Raw genomic sequence first — 17,013 nt, 5'->3', positions numbered from 1 at the left:
TCCTCGGGGCGAGGTGGTCGATGCCTCACTGTTCGCCGGGGCGCTCACCGCCCGGCTCCCCACCAACTGCCGCGTGCCGTCACGAGGTCATAACTCTGTGCGTGGTGAGTCCGGGCCGTGGCCATGGTGAGTGCGGGCTGCTCGCCCGTGAGCCTCCGTGGTGAGTGGGGTGGCCGTCTCCTCCCCGCGTGCGGCGGGTGGAGAAGGCGTCGCTCATCGTGTGCTTCCGGAAGATGAGGTGAGGGCCAACGCGGGGGCGGTGGCGCCTTGTTCGGCGGCCGGGGTGTCGTGGTCGGGGGTGGTGTAGATGTCGGCGACGATCCGGGGCACGCCGGGCACGAGCGTTTTGAACCGGCCGACGCGCATGCGCGGGTCGCGGCCGAGGAACTCGCCGGCGCGCTCGGTCTGGCCGAACGGGGAGAGGTCGGTTGTCACCATCCGCAGCAGGCCCTCGTCGTCGCCGGGCAGGCCGAGCCATTCCAGGCCGCGGGCGGCCAGGGCCTCGTCGCCGGTGCGGGACAGGAACCGGTAGGCGAGCAGTCCTTGGGCGGTGCTGCTGCCGAGTTCGAGGACGTCGTGGCAGCCCAGGCCGACGCCGGCGCCGTGCTTGCGGCCGTCGAAGACGACCTCGTCGACGAGGGCCTGGCCCTCGGCGGAGGAGGTGAGCCAGTACGCCTCGTCCAGCGGGAGCAGCGTGAAGCGGGGGTCGGTGAAGGCGACTTCGCGTGCGATTGCGGCGATGAGGTAGAGCACGGCGCGGCCGATGAGGGCCTCCAGCGGCTGCGTGCGCATCAGCTCGGGGTTGGTGACCGCTTCGCGGGGCGGCAGGGTGAGGCCGGTGGTGGTGATGACCACGAAGTCGCTGGACACCTTGGAGGTGAGGTCGAGCGGTGGCAGGTCGGGGTTGAACACGGCGGCGGCGAGCGGCTCGTCGGCGGCGACCTGAAGCCACTCCAGCAGCGAGGCGGCGCGCTGGGCGCGCGCACCGTCCCCGTCGGCCATCTCCGTCAGGGCGATGAGGACCTGCGCCATGCACGGCGCGGGCGCCGAACTGGCCTGGGCGACGGCCTTCTTCAACAGTGCCCCGTATTCGGTCATGGGGCCGATGCCGAGTTGCACGGTGAGGTAGCTGAGCGCGTAGCGGGCGCCGGTGGCCGGGTCGTCGAAGACGCGCAGGGGGTCGATGGACAGTTCGGCCTTGGCAGCATCGACGACCTGGCAGCGGCCGGCGGCCGCGGACTGTGCGAAGCGGGCCCATTCCCGCTGCCGGGTGCGGTCGATCGCGATGACGCGGCCGCCGCGGTCGACGATGGCGGAGGAGATCTCCTTGAGCAGGACGCTCTTTCCGCCGCCGAGGTCCCCGGCGATCCCGAAGCTGGCGGAGGCGTTGCGGGACGGGGCGTCGGCGATGTTGAGGAGGGTGGGGGTGACGGTGCCGGTGTCCTGGCTGATGCCGATCATGACGCCGTTGTCGTCGCCGAAGGCCTGCCCGGTGAAGGCGCCGTGCATGGCCCAGTCCTCACCGAACTGGTACTGCGTGTACTGGGTGAGCGGGCCGGGGGTGCGGGTGGCGGGCAGGGTGAGCGCGAAGGCGTCTTCCTGGCCGCCGACGGGCCTCACCATGCGGAAGTGGCCGGGGCGCAGGCGGGCTTGGAGGGCGCGGGCCCGCTGGTCGGCCTCGGCGGCCGTCGTGCCCCAGACGGTCATGACGGTCACCGAGCGGACCTCGGTCTCGACGGTGTTGCGGGAGGCGCGGGCGGAGACGTCGCCGAGGTCTTTGGCGGCGTCGTGCATGTCGTCGGGCAGTCCGGTCTCGCGGCGGGCGGCGTACTGCTCGGCCTGGTCGGCCAGGTCGCGCTTCTTCTTCGTGACCTCGTCGACGACCTTCTCGGTGGGCACGAGCGTCATGTCGCAGGCCCAGTCGACGCCGAACGGCATCCGGTCCAGCTGCGCCAGAAAGTCGCCGCCGTCGGCGGTGTACTTGCGGGGCATCTCGGCGAGCGCCAGGTGCGCCTGGTAGGAGGTCCCGGCCTCGGAATCCACCTGCAGCCACGGCCGCCCGAGCCGTGAGCGGCCCTTCTTCGTACGGGACTTGCCGCCCTTGCGGGCCGTCTTACGGGCGGCGGGCTCGGGGGTCGTGTCGTCGGTTCCGCCTTCCAGGAGCCGGACTTGGCCGAGGTCGGTGTGCGCGGGGGAACGCAGCACGCCGCTGACGATCCGGCTGCCGCGGTCCGAGCTGGCGGACTCGGACAGCAGGGGCTCGTCCAGGCCGCGGGCGACGGCGTGCTGGTGCATCCACACGATCTCGGCCGGGCTCGCCGGGGTGAGGGTGAGGCCGCCCTCGAGCTCGGCGGTGATCTCCCGGGCGCGCTGCTGGCACTCGGCGACGTCGGTGGCGGACACGGGCGCCGGGGGCAGGCCGAGCATGCCGGCCAGTTCGGCCCAGCCGGAGGCAAGCGCGGCGCTCAGCTCGGCGCGGGCCCCGGCGGGTTGCAGCGGGACGGCGAGCCACAGGGTGCGCTGGTGCATCTCCACCGGGGTGGTGAGGTCTTCGCCCGCGAGCAGCTGCAGTTGGGCATCGGCGACCTCCGCCCAGTACGGGCGGGCATTCAGGTTGACGCCATCGACGGTGCGGGCGATGACCTCGCCGGGATCGACCCGGGCGCACAGCCCGTACAGGCGGGCCGCACCGGGCAGGGAGCGGACCAGGGAGGTGACCCGGCCGATGAGCTCCTCACGGGTGCGGTCGTTCATGTAGCGGGAGCCCTGCGGGGCGAGCGCCCAGATTCCCCAGACCTCGCCAGTGGTGGACCACACGAGGTTGTCGACGATGTGACGGATGGCGAGCTTCACCGAAGGCCCCCCTCGGGCTGGTTGAGCATCTGCTGCAGCGGCGTCGGGACGGGCCTCGCCGTCGGTGCGGCTGCGGCCGCCCGGCGTCGGCGGAAGGGACGCGGGCGCGGTGTGCGCCGTACGGTCGGCCGCTGGCGGGCCGTACGGGCGCGACGTTCGGGCGCGGGTGCGGTGGTGGGGGCGGGGTCGTCGGTGGTGGAGATGAGGATGCTGCCCTGCAGCAGTCGAGTGCGCGGGGCGCGGGCGGTGCGGCCGGCGATCCGGCCGGTGGAGGGCTGCAGGAGGTAGCGGAGCCAGCCGTAGGCGACCCACAGCGGCGAGCGGCCACCGATGCGGCTGGCCCGCGCGGCCCATACAGCCACGCCGAGGGCGGCGACCGGGAGCGGGCCCAGCGGCGACCACACGGAGAACGTCTTGATCAGCAGGTAGATCCCGGCGGCGGCGATGACGAGCTGGGGCACGGTGTACGGGCCCAGCGGCAGTGTCCAGTCGCCGATCTTCCCGAGGACCCAGGGGTAGCGGCGGGCTCGCGTGTAGCTCCGGCCGATCCGTACGGAGCCAACGGTGGCGCTGCTCATGCGGGTTCACCACCCGTGGTGTCCGCGGACTCAGGGATAGAGCTCGTCGGGCCCGGTTGCAGCGATGCGTGGATCCCTGCGGAGGCGCTGGTGATCTCGTCGGTGACGGAGTTGCCGAGGTCCTCCCGGGCGTTGTAAATGCCCAGACAAATGAACAGCCCGAACAGCGCGCCAATGCCCGCCTTCATCGAGAGCTTGCTGACGATCTTGACGACGACGATGCCCACGAGGGCGATCTCGAGGCTTCCGTCCGCCCACTCACCCCCGAGGTTGATGAAGTGGTCGCCGATGTCCTTGAGTTCACCGGCGAGTTCGTAGTGGGTATTCATCGCGCCCCCTTCGGGCTCGTGGTGGTGTCGGTGTCGCGGGAGGTCTCGAGGCCGGACTGCACGGCCCGGACCTCCCAGCGGCCGTCGCGGGCCTGGAGCTTGAGCGCGTACGCCAGCGGCCAGACACGGCCGTCGGCGTCGCTCGCGGTGACCTGCGCCAGGACCCGGGCCGTGGCGCCGTCCGCGCCGGCGGTTCCTTCGGTGCGCTCCGTGGAGCGGACGTCGTCGACGCTCACGTCGATCGCGGGCGCGGACACCAGGGCGGGCAGCGTGGTGCCCGGGGCGAGGTAGCGGTCGGCGCCGCCGTCACCGGCCTTGAGGTAGGCGGTGAGGAACTCCCCCGCCGTGGTGGCCAGCTCCGAGCTGGTCGGCACTGGGGCCTCGTACGGGGAGTCCGGCTCGTCGGCCGCAGATGGTCCGGCGACCTCGGCCGGTGCCGCGGCGATGGCGAACTCCTGCGTACCGCCGGGGGCCGCCGTCGTGTCCGTCACCGTGACGGGCAGCGCGAAGTAGCGGACGATCCCCAGCTGCTCCGCGCCGGATTCCGAGGAGGCCTTCGTGGTCGGCTCCTTGAGGTGCACGGCGATCGTCACGGACCAGGCCCCTCGGCCCTGGCGCGCGGTCCGTACGGCGGCCAGGCGCTCGACGGCCGGCGGGCGTTCGCCCCAGACGGGCAGCGGCACGGACGGGGCCATGGCCCGCACCTGCCGCGCGGCCGGTCCGTCCGCGCTGCCACCGGCGCGCAGCCACAGGCCGAGGAACAGCTCCGCGTACCCGGCCGGCCCGGCGGAAGCCTCCGTCGTGCTCGTCGCCTTGGTGACCGGAACGGGCTGCGCCTGTTCCTGCGACCGGGCGGAGGCGAAGCCGGAGACGAGGGCGAGGGGGCCACTGGCTACGGCGAGCCAGACAGCGGCTCGTACGAGCGCGGTGCGCCGGATGGGCAGGCGCCGTACGCGGAGCTGGCCGCCGGAGTCGGGAGGGCCGCTGCGGTCGCGGCGTGGAACGTGGGGCATGGACGTGCTCCTCAGGGCGAGGTGTTGGTCGATGCCTCACTGTTCGCCGGGGCGCTCACCGCCCGGCTCCCCACCAACTGCCGGTGCCGTCACGAGGTCATAACTCCGTACGTGGTGAGTCCGGGCTGCGGCCGTGGTGAGTGAGACAGCGGCCGCGAGCGTCCGTGGGGAGTCCCGCGCCGACTCCTCCCCACGCTGTCCTGGGGGCCGTTGAGCGAGAGGGGATGGGGAGTCGTCGGCGGGCGATGGGGCGGTTGGAACGGAGAGCGTCCGACGGCGTTGACCGCGTTGGAAAACGGCCGTCGCGGTGGCCCAGTGGAACCCGACGGGCGACGGGTCCGGCGTTCCAACGCGGCCCGTTCCCGCTGTTCGTTCCAACGCTGCGATGGCCCATCGCGGGTGCAGCGATGGGCCGGTGACGGTACCCATCGGACGGGGGCGATGGGTACCGATGGGTGCGGTCCGACGGGTGGTGGATACGGACTCACCATGGCGCTGGCGGGTTCGGTTCCTCACTCACCACGGTTGGAAAAATGCAGGTCAGCGCGTTCCAACGCCGTGGTGAGCGGCAAACTCACCACGGCGATGGGTCGGTTGGAATCGCCGCTCCCTCGTGGCCCGTCGGTGCCCTGACGGGTGTCCGATGGGTCCCCGTCGCGGCGCGGCTGATGGGCGATGCGTGGGGTGCGATGGGTGGTGGAACGCGGCCGGCGGATGGCTGTTCCAACGCCGTTCCAACGGTGGCCCGTCGCGGGGATTCCCGCGTCCGCAGCAGCGGTTGGAACGACGGGATCGTTGGAACGGCGGCGCGGTCAGGCCGGTTGGAATCGTGCTCAGGCACCGCGTCGCAGGGCGCCGATGTACTTCCGTACGGTGCCCTCCTTGTAGCCGGAGGCGGCGGCGAGGAGCGGGGCGAGCAGGTTGGCCGACAGCCCCTTCTGGGCCGAAGACAGCTGCCGGTAGTAGAACTCGACGCGGTCGGCTCCCTTGAGTCCGGCCGCGGCTGGTGCGAAGTCCCGCGCGCCCTTGGCTTCCTCGGTCGATTGGGTCGCTTCGCCGGCGTCGTTGGCCGCAGCGATGGGAGGGGCCACGTCCGCGTCCGCGGTGGGGATGGGCTCCTCGTGGGGCAGCCGCATCTGCACGATGCGTCGGCTGCCGGTCCGGTCGGCGGCCGCGCCGACCGGTACGGCCGACTCAGGGGCCGCAGCGACGGCGGTCACGGAGACGAGCTCGTCCTCACGCGCCCGCCCGCCCTGCTCCACCGGCACGGACGAGCTGGCGGACGCAGGCATTTCGGCCCTGGTGTCAGCCACGTGGTCCGCCGGGGATGCGGCGGTCGGTTCGACGTGCTCTCCCCCAGTCTCGGGCTCGCCGCGCTTAGCGGGCTTCGAGCTCGGCTCTACGGCCGCGGGCGGGTCACTCACCACGTCGTGAGCAGGCATGGTGAGCGGCTTCTGCTCGACTTGCTCGTTGTCTCGTACGAGCTCGTACTCGGCATCGTGGCCGTCCGACGGAAGGAGTGTCGGCTCGATCCCGGCGGCGGCGAGGCCCGCGGGCGCGGTGTCGGCGAGCGGTACGCCGTACTTCGCGAGGCGCAGCGGCATCAGGGATTCGACGGGGGCCTTGCGCCGCCAGTTGCGGCCGTAGCGGGAGCGCAACCGGGCCTGGTAGACCAGGCGTTCCTGTTCGAGCTTGATGACCTGCTCGTAGGAGCGCAGTTCCCAGAGCTTCATCCGGCGCCAGAGCAGGAAGGTGGGGCCGGGGGAGAGCAGCCAGCGGGTGAGGCGGACGCCCTCCATGTGCTTGTCGGCGGTGATGTCCGCGATCCGACCGATGGCGTGCCGCGCGGCCTCGACGGCGACGACGAACAGGATCGGGATGACGGCGTGCATGCCGACGCCCAGCGGGTCGGGCCACGCGGCCGCGCCGTTGAACGCGATCGTCGCCGCGGTGAGCAGCCACGCGGTCTGCCGCAGGAGCGGGAACGGGATCCGGATCCAGGTGAGCAGCAGGTCGAGCGCGAGCAGCACACAGATGCCGGCGTCGATGCCGATGGGGAAGACGTACGAGAAGTTGCCGAAGCCCTTCTTCAACGCCAGTTCACGCACGGCCGCGTAGGACCCCGCGAAGCCGATGGCGGCGATCACCACCGCTCCGGCGATCACGACACCGATCAGGATGCGGTGGGCGCGGCTGAGGGATATGCGTGCTCGGCTGGTCCCGTTGGTCGGCACTGCGGTCACTCCTGTCTCAACTGAAGGACACCTTGTCACGGGCGGGCCGTCGGCGGGTCGAGCTGGCGTACGCCGAGCGATCTTGGTGCGGTTGGGGCACGGTGGCGGTGCCCCAACCGCGAGGCGGGCGTTGGGAGCTGTCACATGGTGGGGATGCTGCGGACGTTCCTGATGGCCGTGATGTACGTCCACCAGGTCGTGAGTTCCTTCGCCGTGTAGTACGGGGTCCCGGCGACGGTCACGCCCTCGGGGACGTCGGCGCCGGCGTTGCGGGCGCGCTCCACGCGCTTGCGCGCCGCGTCGTACGAGACGGGCAGGATCCCGGCCTCGCAGGCCTCGCGCAGGCTGAACACCGGGAGTTGGGCCTCCTCGGCCTGTTCGATCTCCTGCATGTGGTGAGTGCCTTGGTGAGATGCGACGTCGGCTGGGACAGCGGCCGCGACATCAGGGCTGGTGAGGTGCGACGTCACAGGCTCTGACCTGGGCGAACTCGTGGTGGGGGCGGGGGTGATGCGGGATGTCGCAAGGCTCACGCTGCGCATGAACGCACCGCCGGGCAGGAAGTCGGCGATCGCGAGTTCCTCCTCGGCCTCCTGGAGGGCTGCGCCGCTGATCCAGGGCGCCATCTCGCCGCGGGCGTGCCAGTCCGGGGCCGGCTTGCACTGCTGGAGATAGCCGCGGGCGTACGGGGTGATGTACGCGTACTGGATCTCCTCGATGTCCGGGGATCCGGTGACCCCGATGACGCCGCGGCCCTTGACCTCGTGCTTGTACGGGACGCGGGGCGCGTCCAGCCCGTACGTCACGCCCCACTTGGGGTTCGAGGCGGCGCCGACGATCCCCTTGGTGCCGATCAGGTCGCGGGTTTCGGTGTCTCCGAAGATCTCGCGGGTGAACGTGTGCGCCCCGACGACGATCTTGTGATTGGCAGAGCGGCCCTGCATGAGGATCATGTGGAACCACGCCTCGAAGGGCGGCATCCCTTTGCCCTTGAGGCCGTACTTCCACCAGATTTTGGCGCTCTTCACGAACGAGGCGAACTCGTCGATCTCGAGGATCCGGCCCGGCAGCGCATCGCCCTCGGGGGTGCCCTGCAGAGCTTCGGCGGCCTTCATGGAGACGTAGAACTCGGCGAGCGCGGCGACGGCTTGACGGCCGGACTTGTGGACGCGGATGCCGGACTCCCCCTCGATGTCCTTGAACGCCGCGGCCTTCATGGTGATGCAGTCGACGAGCGCGCCGTGCTGACGGCCGTGGACCGCGGGGATCAGCAGCACCGTGGTCTTGCCGTCGCCGGTGCCGCCGGAGATCCCCCAGTGCGGAGTCTCGGTGGCGGTGTCGACGTATCGGGACCCGCTGTGCGTCTCCCCCAGGTACACCCGCGACGGATCCTCGGACGGGACCCACTCCACGCGGGTCGGCAGCTCCGGCTCCGGCGCCTCCGGCGGCTTCGGGGCGAACACCACGTGCGGGGAGATGCCGCGCTGGTCGTAGGCGGCGACCCACTGGCCGGGCAGGCGGGAGTGGATGACGTGCGCGAGCGCGCCGCGCTCCTTCTCCGAGCCGAGCCAGTGCAGCGGCAGCCGAACCCCGATACGGGCGCCGTCGCGGGACAGATCGGCGGGCAGGCGCAGCCAGTGCCCACTCCCCCGCTCCTGCTCCTCCGACGACAGGCGCAGGACCTGGACGAGCGCGCCCCACAGGCCCGGCCCGTAGGTCGCGGCGTCGTCCTTGCCGCGGCGGCCGGCGGGAACCAGCGCGATCGCTGCCACGGCCAGGGCCACGAATCCGGCGAGTGCGAGCGTGTTCACCGGCCCGAGCAGCGGGCTCGACACTGCGGTGAGGATGCCGAGGCGGATCGCGGCGCGTACTGCGCACGGCCACGTCGCCCACCGCGAACGGCGGGACGCGTCACGGCGCCCGGCGTTCTTCCTGCCAGGGAACATCTGGTGCAGCCTCCCGGAAGACTTCTCGACGGGGGCGGCTTCGGGATCGGGTGCGGAGTGGCGGTCGAGGACGTCGCCGGCGGTGTGTTCCTTCGGGCCGTCGTTCAGGAGCTGGCCGGTGACGAACCGCCATCCGAGCCCAGGGAGTTGATCAAGTGCGGCGGCGAGTCCGGCGAGGAGCACGTCGCCGAGCCCGGCGAGGCCTTCCTTCGGCTTCTTGCCCTCGTCCTCAAGGCGGGCGGTGCCGATCCGAGCGAGCACGCCGACCAGGAGCACGGCGACGACCGCGCAGGCGGTGAGGCCGCTCTCGCTGCGGGGAAGCACCGAGACCAGCCAGCCGACGGCGTCTTCCGTGAGATCACCGGCGAGACGGACCGAGTGGTGGGCGGAATCGGGAGGGGCTGCCTGGCCTGGCAGGCGGTCGATGGGTACGAGCACGGGTTCTTCTCCTCAACTGGGCAGCTGACCAGCGGAGGATGACCGGCGGCACTCACCACGCCTCTGTCCAGAACCACGGGGAGGCGATCACAGTGCTGTCTCGGCGTGTGGTGAGTTCCAGGAAACGCTCTCCTGCCCCGGATCCGGTGGGCCGCCGGGTGCCAACTCGCCCTGCCCGAAGCACAAAAAAAGGGGGGCGTCCCGCATGCTGCGGGACGCCCCCCTTCGTTTGAGTGGCGTGTGCCGTCGGCTGCCCTCCGCGAGATCGGGGCGGGCAGCGGGGCGCAGGGTCAGGCGGCGAAGCCTATGTTGGAGACGTACTCGTACTGTCCCCAGTCGGATCCCAGGTCCACGACGATCGTCTCCCACTCCTGTTCCATCCGGCCGCTGTCGTTGTCGGCCCAGGCGTCGACCAGGGAGTCCCACGCGCGGACGTTCAGCGTCCGGTACGGGGTGTGCCGCTGGAACCGCCGGTCCACCTGGGACTGGTTCTGCGGGTGCAGCTCGACACGCGTACCGCGGCCGTCCTGGTTGAGGCGGGCCTTCATCGAGCGGGCCACGTTCTGCCGGCGCACGGTCTGGTACGCCTGCTCGACCTTCCGCAGGCTGGCCTTGCTCGGCTGCCGCTTCCCATCGCGCCATGCCTTCACGGTGCGATCGGACGGCAGGCCCGCTTCATGGGCCGCCTTCCGGGAACGCTCCGACCGCATCAAGTAGTTGAGCCGCGCAGTCAGCCCGCGCTTCTGCTCGACCGGGGTGGAGATGCCACCCGCGAGCCGGTCGAGTTGCCGCGCAGCGGCCTCGGACCCCTTGATGCCTCTGGCCCCGAACTTCCCGTGATCAATGTTGCGTTCCGGCATGCCCCCACCTCTTTGATCTTCCGTTCGAATTCTGCAGGGCGCCCCCTCGCTGGCTGCGGGCCGCCCCCGGTTTCGGCCTTCAATGTCCTTCGTTCGCCCTGATGTCGAGCGCGCGGAGGACGGGCGTCAGCCTCAGAGAGCGGCATCAGCCGGTCACGATCAGCCGAAGTCCCTTCTTGGCGGGCCGTGTCTGTCCGTCCGGTGTTGGCCAGTCATCAGCGCTGAGCCCGTACGGCGGCGGCGTCCAGCTGCGCGGGGCATAACGTCGGTACACCGTCTGCCAGTCGGCCTTGAAGTAGGCGGGCAGCAGGCCGCCGGAGTTCGGGACGGGTTCGGGGGCCTGCTCGTTCTGCTCCCGTACCTGGTCGCGCACCCGGTCCGCCTGGTCCTGGTGGCGCTTGCAGAACCAGTGCGCGCGGATCCAGCCCGTGCGGAGGTCCTTCTCCAACACCCGCAGATGGCTGGGTGCCCCGCAAATCATCTCCATGTTCCGGATGTCGGCGGGCTGGGTGTAGCCGGGTGGCACGTACAGCACCGGTGCGGGTGGCTGGCGTAGCGGAACCGCCCCGGTGTTGGTCGTCGCGGTGGTGCGGCGCGGCCGGTAGACGTACGGCCGCGTACGGGGTGCGCGGCACCCCGGTGCCTGGCTCGGCCCCCAGTCCCTGGCCTCTCGGGGCGGGGTGTAGCGGGGTGCATCCGCCTTCACCAGGGCATCGAACCGGGGCCGGCCGATGCCATCGCGCCCCAGTACGCGCGCGGCGATCTTCAGCGGGCCGCGCCCTTCCTCGCGGTCCGCCACGCTCACCGAGTAGGCGACCGCGAGGAGAAGTTCGCGGGCTGGTGGGTCAGCTCGGCGGTCCTGGTAGATCCGGTGAACGAGGTCTTCGTACCGCGTCCTCTCCCGCTGCTCCCTCACAGGACCTGCCCTTCGATGGCAACGTCCGTCTCAGCCTTCTCGAGCAGGTAGCGCCAGTAGTCGCGGGCGTCGGCTGTGCGGGCCAGCTTCTCGCGCAGCCCGTCGACCTCAGCGGCGATCCGGTACAGGCGGTCCCATTCGTCGGACAGTCCTGCGTGGATGTACGCGGCGAGGTTCTCGCGGCTGGTTTTCTGGTCCTTGGCGACCTCGTCGAGCGGCACGCGTTCGAAGAACCGGTTGACGAGATTCTGAACGGCCTGCTGGGCCTCGTGGAGGTCGGTCGAGACGTCGCGGCTGGCGGGTGCAGACGCGGCACCGACGGCGCTTCGGTAGGTGGCCGTCAGCCGGTCGATCGCGTCGACGTGCTCCAGGGCCTCGTCCGTGCGCTGTTCCTTGGTCAGGCGGCGGGCGTGCTGGGCGCTGTCGGCAACGGCGGTCAGGTATAGGTGCGGCTTGCCGTCGGTCGTCATCGTCAACTCCTGGGTGGTCGTGGTGAACTGGGCGAGTAGGGCCGCCCGCGATACCAGCGCGGGCGGCCGTAGTCGTGGTCATGCGGCGTGGCCGTCGATGACGCGAAGTCGCGGCCTGGGGCCGCGCGCTTCGAGCCGGTCGAGTTCGGCTTCGAGGGCGGCGACGTGCGCGGCCTGCTCGGACGGTGTCCAGCGGCCGGCCTGCTCGGCGGGCCGTTGTCCCTTGGGGACGGCGTGGCCGAAGGTGCCGGTCGGCAGGCTCTCTGCCAGTAGCCGCTCGTAGGCGTTCACGTCGCACTTCGTCGGTCGAGATCGGCGAGGAACCTTGGCTCCGCGAACCCGGCGTGCTCTTCGGCGAGGGCGACGAGCTGCAGCTTCGCCTCGCGCGTCACGACGGGCTGCTCCTGGTCCCAACAGGCCATCGGCGCGGCGGCGTTGGCGAACGCCGTCGCGTGCTCCTCGTCGGGGAACTCGAACGGCAGGCGCAGGCCGGTGAGCGTGTGGGTGACCACCCACACGCTCTCGTCGATCTCCATCAGGCCGACCACCTTCGGAAAGATCACCAGGCCCTCGGTCTGCGTGCGAATGGCGCCGATGGCCTGCCGTGTACGAACGAGCGTGCCGTCGCTGGTGGGCAGGTTGAGCGGCACGTCGACGTGGATCGTGGGCGACAGCTCGGCGGCGGTGGTGGACATGGGCAGTGCTCCTGAAGGTCGAGGGTGGTGGGGGCGGGTCACCACGGGGGTTCGGTGCTGTCGTGCTCCGGGTCGGCGTAGCTCTCGCTGCGGATCTGCAGCTGGTAGTCGCAGCGGACTGGCGCGCCGGGCTCGGTGTCGAGTTCGGCGAGGATCGCCTGTAGCTGTTGTTCGTCGCGCAGGTGGACGTAGAAGTAGGTGCCGCACGCGCAGGGCGCGACCAGCGCCAAGAGGTGCTGCCAGCCGTCGAGTTCGTCGCTGCGCTGGGTGTATTGCAGCTACCAGCCGTGGACGCGGTCGGCGCTGCCGAGGTACGCGACCGCGGAGGCTCGGATCGGCCCGTAGGGGCCCTCGATGGCCGGGAGGTCGGTCCAGTTCAGCGGCCCGGCGGCTGCGGGGCTGAGCGTGCCGGGGAACCTGCAGATCAGTACGGCGTCGGCCTCGACGGACAGCATCTCGACGGCGGGCCGACGCTTCGTGTGGAGGGGCGTGGTCACGGTTCTCCTGTCGCACGGTCCGGGCGGCTGCCCGGCCCTCGGCGCGGCCCCGGCCCGCATACGGGACGCTGTTGGCGAATGGGGCCGGGGCCGCACCGGGGGCCGTCAGACCATGTCGCTGTACTCGTCCGCCATGTCCCAGATGAACTTGAGGAGTTCGTCGGCCCGGTTGAGGAAGGCGGTGCGGGCGGCATCGTCGTCGCTGTTGCGGGCGTCCGAGAGGTAGCCCACGGCGCTCTCGATGTCCTCGTGGCCGTTGATGCCGGCAATCTCGAGCTGCCGGGCGGCGGTGTCGACGTGGTCGATGAAGGTGTCGAGGTCGGTAACCGGTGCCTCAGCGGCGACGGCGGCGATGTCGTCGGCGTAGCGCTCGATGATCTCGGCGGTGCTGGTCATGGTGTGCTCCTTCTCGGTGGGTGGTGCCGGGTGGTGTGGTCAGTGCTTGTTCTGGCGGTCGCACGGTGCGTTGGGTGGCGCCCCGCGCTGGTGCAGGGCGAGCAGGGCCTGGGGATCGTCGACGCGGGCCCATCGGCAGCCGCGGCAGCCCTCGTTGGGGCAGGGGGCGGCGGCCTCGATGGCGCCGCTGTCGGTGCGGACCCGCAGTCGGATCTCGTCTCCGTGCACGGTGAGGTGGCCGTGGTGGATACCGGGCTCCTGCCAGGTCCAGGCGGTGTGGTGGGCGACCAGCGGGCCGAACCGTGCGCGGACGGCCTCGGCGGCCGCGTACGCCGCGGGCGGGTCGAGCACGCCGGTGAGCAGGTCGGTGAGCGGGTCCGGCTCGGGCAGAAACTCGCGGCTTCCGGTGTCGACGAGTCCGCAGTTGGGGCAGCGGGCCGCGCCGCGGCGGGTGCCGAGGCAGCCGCCGGTGAGGCGGTCGCCGCAGCAGGGGCAGTGGTGCGCGCGGCGGTCGCGCTCGGTGCCGATCGTGACGGTGCAGTTCTTGCAGATGCCCATGGGGGCGTCGTGCCGGAACGGCCGTACGGGCGGGAGCGGAGGGGTCTGGTCGTGAGCGGGGCAGCGGTTCACGGGCGCGCCCCTGTCGGCTCGCCGGTCGCGCGGTCGAGGTCGGCGACGTCGTAGTGGACGCTGAGGTGCGTCGCGCGGCCGACGTCCTTCCTCCGGGCCTTGAGGTCTCCGGGGTGGCGGCGCAGAGATTCGGCCCGGATCAGGTCGCGGATGGCGTTCAGGATGTCCAGCGCGCCGCCCAGGGTGTCGGTGGTCAGATACCTGTGGCCGCCGTCGCTGGCGCTGTAGTTGGCGGTGAGGTGCAGCGGGAGGCTCTCCGCTTTCATCTGCGCCAGGGCGTCGCCGGGGTGCCTTAAGGTCTTCTCCGCCTCCAGCTCCTTGATGGCGGCGGCGAGTTGATCCTGTGCCGTGACGACGTTGATGGCGGCCAGGGCGCGTTTGGGCATGGCGAATCTCCTCGTGTCGAGTGGTGGTGAAGAACGGGCCGACGGCCGCGAGCGGGCCGGGCCGGCGGCGGGCCTCGGTGGGTCTGAGGGGCCACCGCACCGCCCCGGCAGGCGCCGGGGCGGAACGGGCAGTCCGTCAGGCCGCTACCTCCGGTGCTCCCTGGCGGAGCTGCGGGGTGAGCTTCGGTGAGGTGCTCTTGGCAGCGCGGGTCGCGCGGGTGTTCAGCACGTCGTAGGCGCGCTGGACCTCTTGCCTGCCCGTCTTGAGCCGGTCGGCGATGTCGCGCTGGGTGCTGCCGGCAGCGCGAAGCATGGCGACGGCCTCGACGGCCTCCTTGTCGGTGAGGAGTGCGCGCGGGTAGGTGCCGTTGGCGGCGCGCTCGACCGCGACCCAGTCGATGTCGCCCTGGCCTTCGACGATCAGGGTCGGGTCGGCCTGCATGATTCGCGGGGCGTGGAAGGTGCGGGTCGCGCCGGTCATCGGGGCTCACCCCCGGCGGGGAGCGCGAGGACCGGGTGTTCCTGCTCGTAGTCGATGAGGTCGAGCAGGACCTCAATGTCGTGCGCGGGCCACGACTCGTAAGGGGTGCCGTGCAGTGCTCGATACTCTTGGACACTCACCTTGATCCCTTTCATAGGCAGGTTGTTGAGGTGAACAGCAGCGCCTCGAGGGTTCGAGCCTCGGGGCGCTGCGCTTTGCGGGTCAGTTCTTCAGGCCACGCGGGTGGTCGTTGAATGCCATCTTCGTGATCATGCTCATCGCGTGCTCCTGCGCGTCCCTCGCCTCCGACCGAACCGAGCCCGGCATGGACCGGTCGTTCTGCGTGGAAATCGCGAGCTTGATCGTGCGGTTCAAGTCCCGCGTCCCCATGCCCTCGATCTGGTCCTTTACCTTCCGGGAAAGAGCCACTGTTTCCTCCTGTACGAACATCCCCCCGCGCCCCTGTTGGCGTGGGAGAGGTGAACCCACCGGGCAGCGGGTGGCCGGTCGGCCGGCCGCCCCGTGAGGCGTTGAGTGGCAGCCGTCACGCCGCGGCCTGGGAGGTGGCGTTGGCGATCTGCGTGGGGACCTCGGCAAGGCGGTCCAGGCGCACCGTCACCGGGTGGCCTCCTGCTCGGTGCCAGCGGGGATGCCTCGGCGGTCGAGCTCGGATGCGATCAGGGCGATCGCCGCGGTCTTGCCGTACTCGGCCGCTGCGTGGCGCGCCTCGATGACCGTCGCGTTGGGGAGCGTGCCGAGGGCGGCGGTGCAGGCCTCGCAGTGCGGCAGGTGGTCCCCGATCAGCGCCGGGTGGGTCGCATCGTGCGGGTAGCGGTAAGCGGCGCGGACCATCTCGGTCTGCTTCTGGTCCGTGATCGGGTCAGCGGGCGGTTCCGCGTCGCGGGCCTCGGTCGTATCGGGCTCGGTGGGGCCCCGGTGGTGGCGCGGCGCGATCGCGCCCTGGGAGTTCCGGCCCTCCAGCTCGAGGAGTACGACGAGGAGAGCCACGGGTGCATCGGTGTCACGGGCGAGGTGCGCGACCTTCACGAGGTAGGCCTCCGCCTGGCCGGCCAGGCTGGTTGCGCAGGTCTGGCACCCGGCTTCAAGGTGCCGGACCGTGTCGGCAGGGCCGCGCGGCAGGGCGTGCGGAGCGGCCGGCTCTTCGGGCTTGGGGGTCCACGGCATGTCGGCGAGGTCAGCGCGGCCGAGGTCGAAGCGGTGCGCGTGCTCGTTGAAGACACGGCCGACAGCGTTGAGCGTCGACTCGGCGTCGGGACTCTCGCCGCGGGTGAACGAGGTGAACGCGTGGACGAGGTCACGGCCTGCCTGCTGCAGGTGCATGCGGTCCGCGCGCTCCTGATCGAGCGTGGCGGAGACCGTACGCAGACAGCGGGCCTGGTGTTCGGCCTCGCGGCCAGCATCGGCGAGACGGCCGCTCAACTCCTCGACCTGCTGCTCCAAGTCGGCGACCCGGTCCTGCGCCTCGTCGAGGTTTTCCTCGGCGCGGTCGGCGCGAAGACCTTCGTCGGTGTATGCGGCGAACCAGTGCTCGGTCTCCTTCGCGAACGCGGTGGCCTCCGCGTCCAGTTCGTCGAGGACGGTCGTACGGACCAGGCGGAGCGGGAACCGTAAGCGGCGGGGCTTGGCGGGCTGCTCGTCGACGGCGGGGCCGTTCTCGGTGGGTGCGGTGTCATGGGACATCCGGATCTCCCTTGCGGTGAGCGGTGGTTGATGAATCGGGCGGTGGTGTGCGGCCGCGCGACGGCATCGCCCCGAGACCGGATGTCTCGGGGCGATGCGTTGTGCGCGGGTGTGTCTAGCGGCGGCGGCCGGTGCTCCCGGCGTTGACGTGCGCGATGGCACGCCCGCAGCGATGACCGTCGATCTTCGCTTGCATCGCGTACGGGGCGGCCGTGAACCGCTCGCGGCACGCGTTGCAGGTGATCTGCACGCGCCCGCCGCCGACCTGAATCCAAGAGAAGCCACTCACGCGGCCACCCCCAGGCCCGTGCACACCGACGCGTGCTCCTGTGCCTTCACACGGGCGGTGCGGTCGTCGTCGATGTAGCCGGGGTTCGTCCAGCCGCAGCCGTGGCACGTCAGGTCGTAGTCGAGGCTGTCGTCGCTGAGGCCGGCGGACGTGATGATCTCGACGTGGAGACGGTCTGAGAGCCCCTTACCAAGGGGCAGAGCGGCGAGCGTCGCGTACTTGGCGAACTTCATGACTGGTGTCTCCCGGTGAAAACAGCCCGCCCAGGACGGTCCTGGGCGGGGTGAACCCACCGGGTGGT

General features: G+C 71.1%; 22 protein-coding genes. All 22 read right to left on the bottom strand.

Features of this window, described 5'->3' with window-relative positions; all coding sequences use genetic code 11:
• Nucleotides 1–213: 213 nt before the first annotated feature.
• Complete coding sequence (locus QIS96_RS31545) at nucleotides 214–2,853, bottom strand: ATP-binding protein (RefSeq protein WP_282546250.1); 2,640 nt, start codon at nucleotides 2,851–2,853, stop codon at nucleotides 214–216.
• Nucleotides 2,850–3,431 (bottom strand): hypothetical protein, encoded by a 582-nt coding sequence (locus QIS96_RS31540; RefSeq protein WP_282546249.1) that lies wholly within the window; start codon nucleotides 3,429–3,431, stop codon nucleotides 2,850–2,852. Before QIS96_RS31540 ends, QIS96_RS31545 begins: the two co-directional genes overlap by 4 nt.
• Entirely contained in the window at nucleotides 3,428–3,760 is a 333-nt protein-coding gene (locus QIS96_RS31535) for a hypothetical protein (RefSeq protein ID WP_282546248.1), read from the bottom strand. The genes QIS96_RS31540 and QIS96_RS31535 overlap by 4 nt, the downstream gene beginning before the upstream one ends.
• Nucleotides 3,757–4,773, bottom strand: a complete 1,017-nt coding sequence (locus QIS96_RS31530) for a conjugal transfer protein (RefSeq protein WP_282546247.1) — start codon at nucleotides 4,771–4,773, stop codon at nucleotides 3,757–3,759. The genes QIS96_RS31535 and QIS96_RS31530 overlap by 4 nt, the downstream gene beginning before the upstream one ends.
• A gap of 833 nt (nucleotides 4,774–5,606) precedes the next feature.
• Nucleotides 5,607–6,977 carry a DUF2637 domain-containing protein gene (locus tag QIS96_RS31525; protein WP_282546289.1) on the bottom strand — a complete coding sequence of 457 codons (1,371 nt, stop codon included), beginning with the start codon at nucleotides 6,975–6,977 and terminating at the stop codon, nucleotides 5,607–5,609.
• A 170-nt stretch (nucleotides 6,978–7,147) separates the two neighbouring features.
• Entirely contained in the window at nucleotides 7,148–9,391 is a 2,244-nt protein-coding gene (locus QIS96_RS31520) for a P-loop NTPase family protein (protein ID WP_282546246.1), read from the bottom strand.
• 290 nt (nucleotides 9,392–9,681) lie between these two features.
• Nucleotides 9,682–10,251 carry a transcriptional regulator gene (locus QIS96_RS31515; RefSeq protein ID WP_282546245.1) on the bottom strand — a complete coding sequence of 190 codons (570 nt, stop codon included), beginning with the start codon at nucleotides 10,249–10,251 and terminating at the stop codon, nucleotides 9,682–9,684.
• 145 nt (nucleotides 10,252–10,396) lie between these two features.
• Entirely contained in the window at nucleotides 10,397–11,167 is a 771-nt protein-coding gene (locus tag QIS96_RS31510; protein WP_282546244.1) for a hypothetical protein, read from the bottom strand.
• Nucleotides 11,164–11,637: a hypothetical protein gene (locus tag QIS96_RS31505; protein WP_282546243.1), complete on the bottom strand. Its 474-nt coding sequence runs from the start codon at nucleotides 11,635–11,637 to the stop codon at nucleotides 11,164–11,166. The genes QIS96_RS31510 and QIS96_RS31505 overlap by 4 nt, the downstream gene beginning before the upstream one ends.
• A gap of 78 nt (nucleotides 11,638–11,715) precedes the next feature.
• Nucleotides 11,716–11,928, bottom strand: coding sequence for a hypothetical protein (locus tag QIS96_RS31500; RefSeq protein WP_282546242.1), 213 nt, complete (start codon nucleotides 11,926–11,928; stop codon nucleotides 11,716–11,718).
• Nucleotides 11,925–12,332, bottom strand: a complete 408-nt coding sequence (locus QIS96_RS31495; protein ID WP_282546241.1) for a hypothetical protein — start codon at nucleotides 12,330–12,332, stop codon at nucleotides 11,925–11,927. Before QIS96_RS31495 ends, QIS96_RS31500 begins: the two co-directional genes overlap by 4 nt.
• 38 nt (nucleotides 12,333–12,370) lie before the next feature.
• Nucleotides 12,371–12,562 carry a hypothetical protein gene (locus QIS96_RS31490; protein ID WP_282546240.1) on the bottom strand — a complete coding sequence of 64 codons (192 nt, stop codon included), beginning with the start codon at nucleotides 12,560–12,562 and terminating at the stop codon, nucleotides 12,371–12,373.
• Between the two features lie 48 nt (nucleotides 12,563–12,610).
• On the bottom strand, nucleotides 12,611–12,829 hold the full coding sequence (locus tag QIS96_RS31485; protein WP_282546239.1) for a hypothetical protein: 219 nt from the start codon (nucleotides 12,827–12,829) through the stop codon (nucleotides 12,611–12,613).
• Nucleotides 12,830–12,934: 105 nt separating this feature from the next.
• Nucleotides 12,935–13,225 carry a hypothetical protein gene (locus tag QIS96_RS31480; protein WP_282546238.1) on the bottom strand — a complete coding sequence of 97 codons (291 nt, stop codon included), beginning with the start codon at nucleotides 13,223–13,225 and terminating at the stop codon, nucleotides 12,935–12,937.
• 39 nt (nucleotides 13,226–13,264) lie between these two features.
• Nucleotides 13,265–13,855 (bottom strand): hypothetical protein, encoded by a 591-nt coding sequence (locus tag QIS96_RS31475; protein ID WP_282546237.1) that lies wholly within the window; start codon nucleotides 13,853–13,855, stop codon nucleotides 13,265–13,267.
• On the bottom strand, nucleotides 13,852–14,241 hold the full coding sequence (locus QIS96_RS31470) for a hypothetical protein (RefSeq protein WP_282546236.1): 390 nt from the start codon (nucleotides 14,239–14,241) through the stop codon (nucleotides 13,852–13,854). The genes QIS96_RS31475 and QIS96_RS31470 overlap by 4 nt, the downstream gene beginning before the upstream one ends.
• Nucleotides 14,242–14,377: 136 nt before the next feature.
• Complete coding sequence (locus tag QIS96_RS31465; RefSeq protein WP_282546235.1) at nucleotides 14,378–14,722, bottom strand: hypothetical protein; 345 nt, start codon at nucleotides 14,720–14,722, stop codon at nucleotides 14,378–14,380.
• On the bottom strand, nucleotides 14,719–14,862 hold the full coding sequence (locus QIS96_RS31460) for a hypothetical protein (RefSeq protein ID WP_282546234.1): 144 nt from the start codon (nucleotides 14,860–14,862) through the stop codon (nucleotides 14,719–14,721). Before QIS96_RS31460 ends, QIS96_RS31465 begins: the two co-directional genes overlap by 4 nt.
• 82 nt (nucleotides 14,863–14,944) lie before the next feature.
• The gene (locus QIS96_RS31455) at nucleotides 14,945–15,151 is read right to left on the bottom strand and encodes a hypothetical protein (protein ID WP_282546233.1); all 207 of its coding nucleotides are present in this window, start codon (nucleotides 15,149–15,151) and stop codon (nucleotides 14,945–14,947) included.
• Between the two features lie 186 nt (nucleotides 15,152–15,337).
• Entirely contained in the window at nucleotides 15,338–16,423 is a 1,086-nt protein-coding gene (locus QIS96_RS31450; RefSeq protein ID WP_282546232.1) for a hypothetical protein, read from the bottom strand.
• 115 nt (nucleotides 16,424–16,538) lie between these two features.
• Nucleotides 16,539–16,712 carry a hypothetical protein gene (locus QIS96_RS31445; RefSeq protein ID WP_282546231.1) on the bottom strand — a complete coding sequence of 58 codons (174 nt, stop codon included), beginning with the start codon at nucleotides 16,710–16,712 and terminating at the stop codon, nucleotides 16,539–16,541.
• Entirely contained in the window at nucleotides 16,709–16,945 is a 237-nt protein-coding gene (locus QIS96_RS31440; RefSeq protein WP_282546230.1) for a hypothetical protein, read from the bottom strand. Before QIS96_RS31440 ends, QIS96_RS31445 begins: the two co-directional genes overlap by 4 nt.
• Nucleotides 16,946–17,013: the final 68 nt, after the last annotated feature.

Source organism: Streptomyces cavernicola (assembly GCF_029968035.1).
In the GTDB taxonomy this organism is placed as follows: domain Bacteria; phylum Actinomycetota; class Actinomycetes; order Streptomycetales; family Streptomycetaceae; genus Streptomyces; species Streptomyces cavernicola.
Note: the sequence above shows the minus strand (reverse complement) of the source record. Positions and strands in the feature narration are given on the sequence as shown.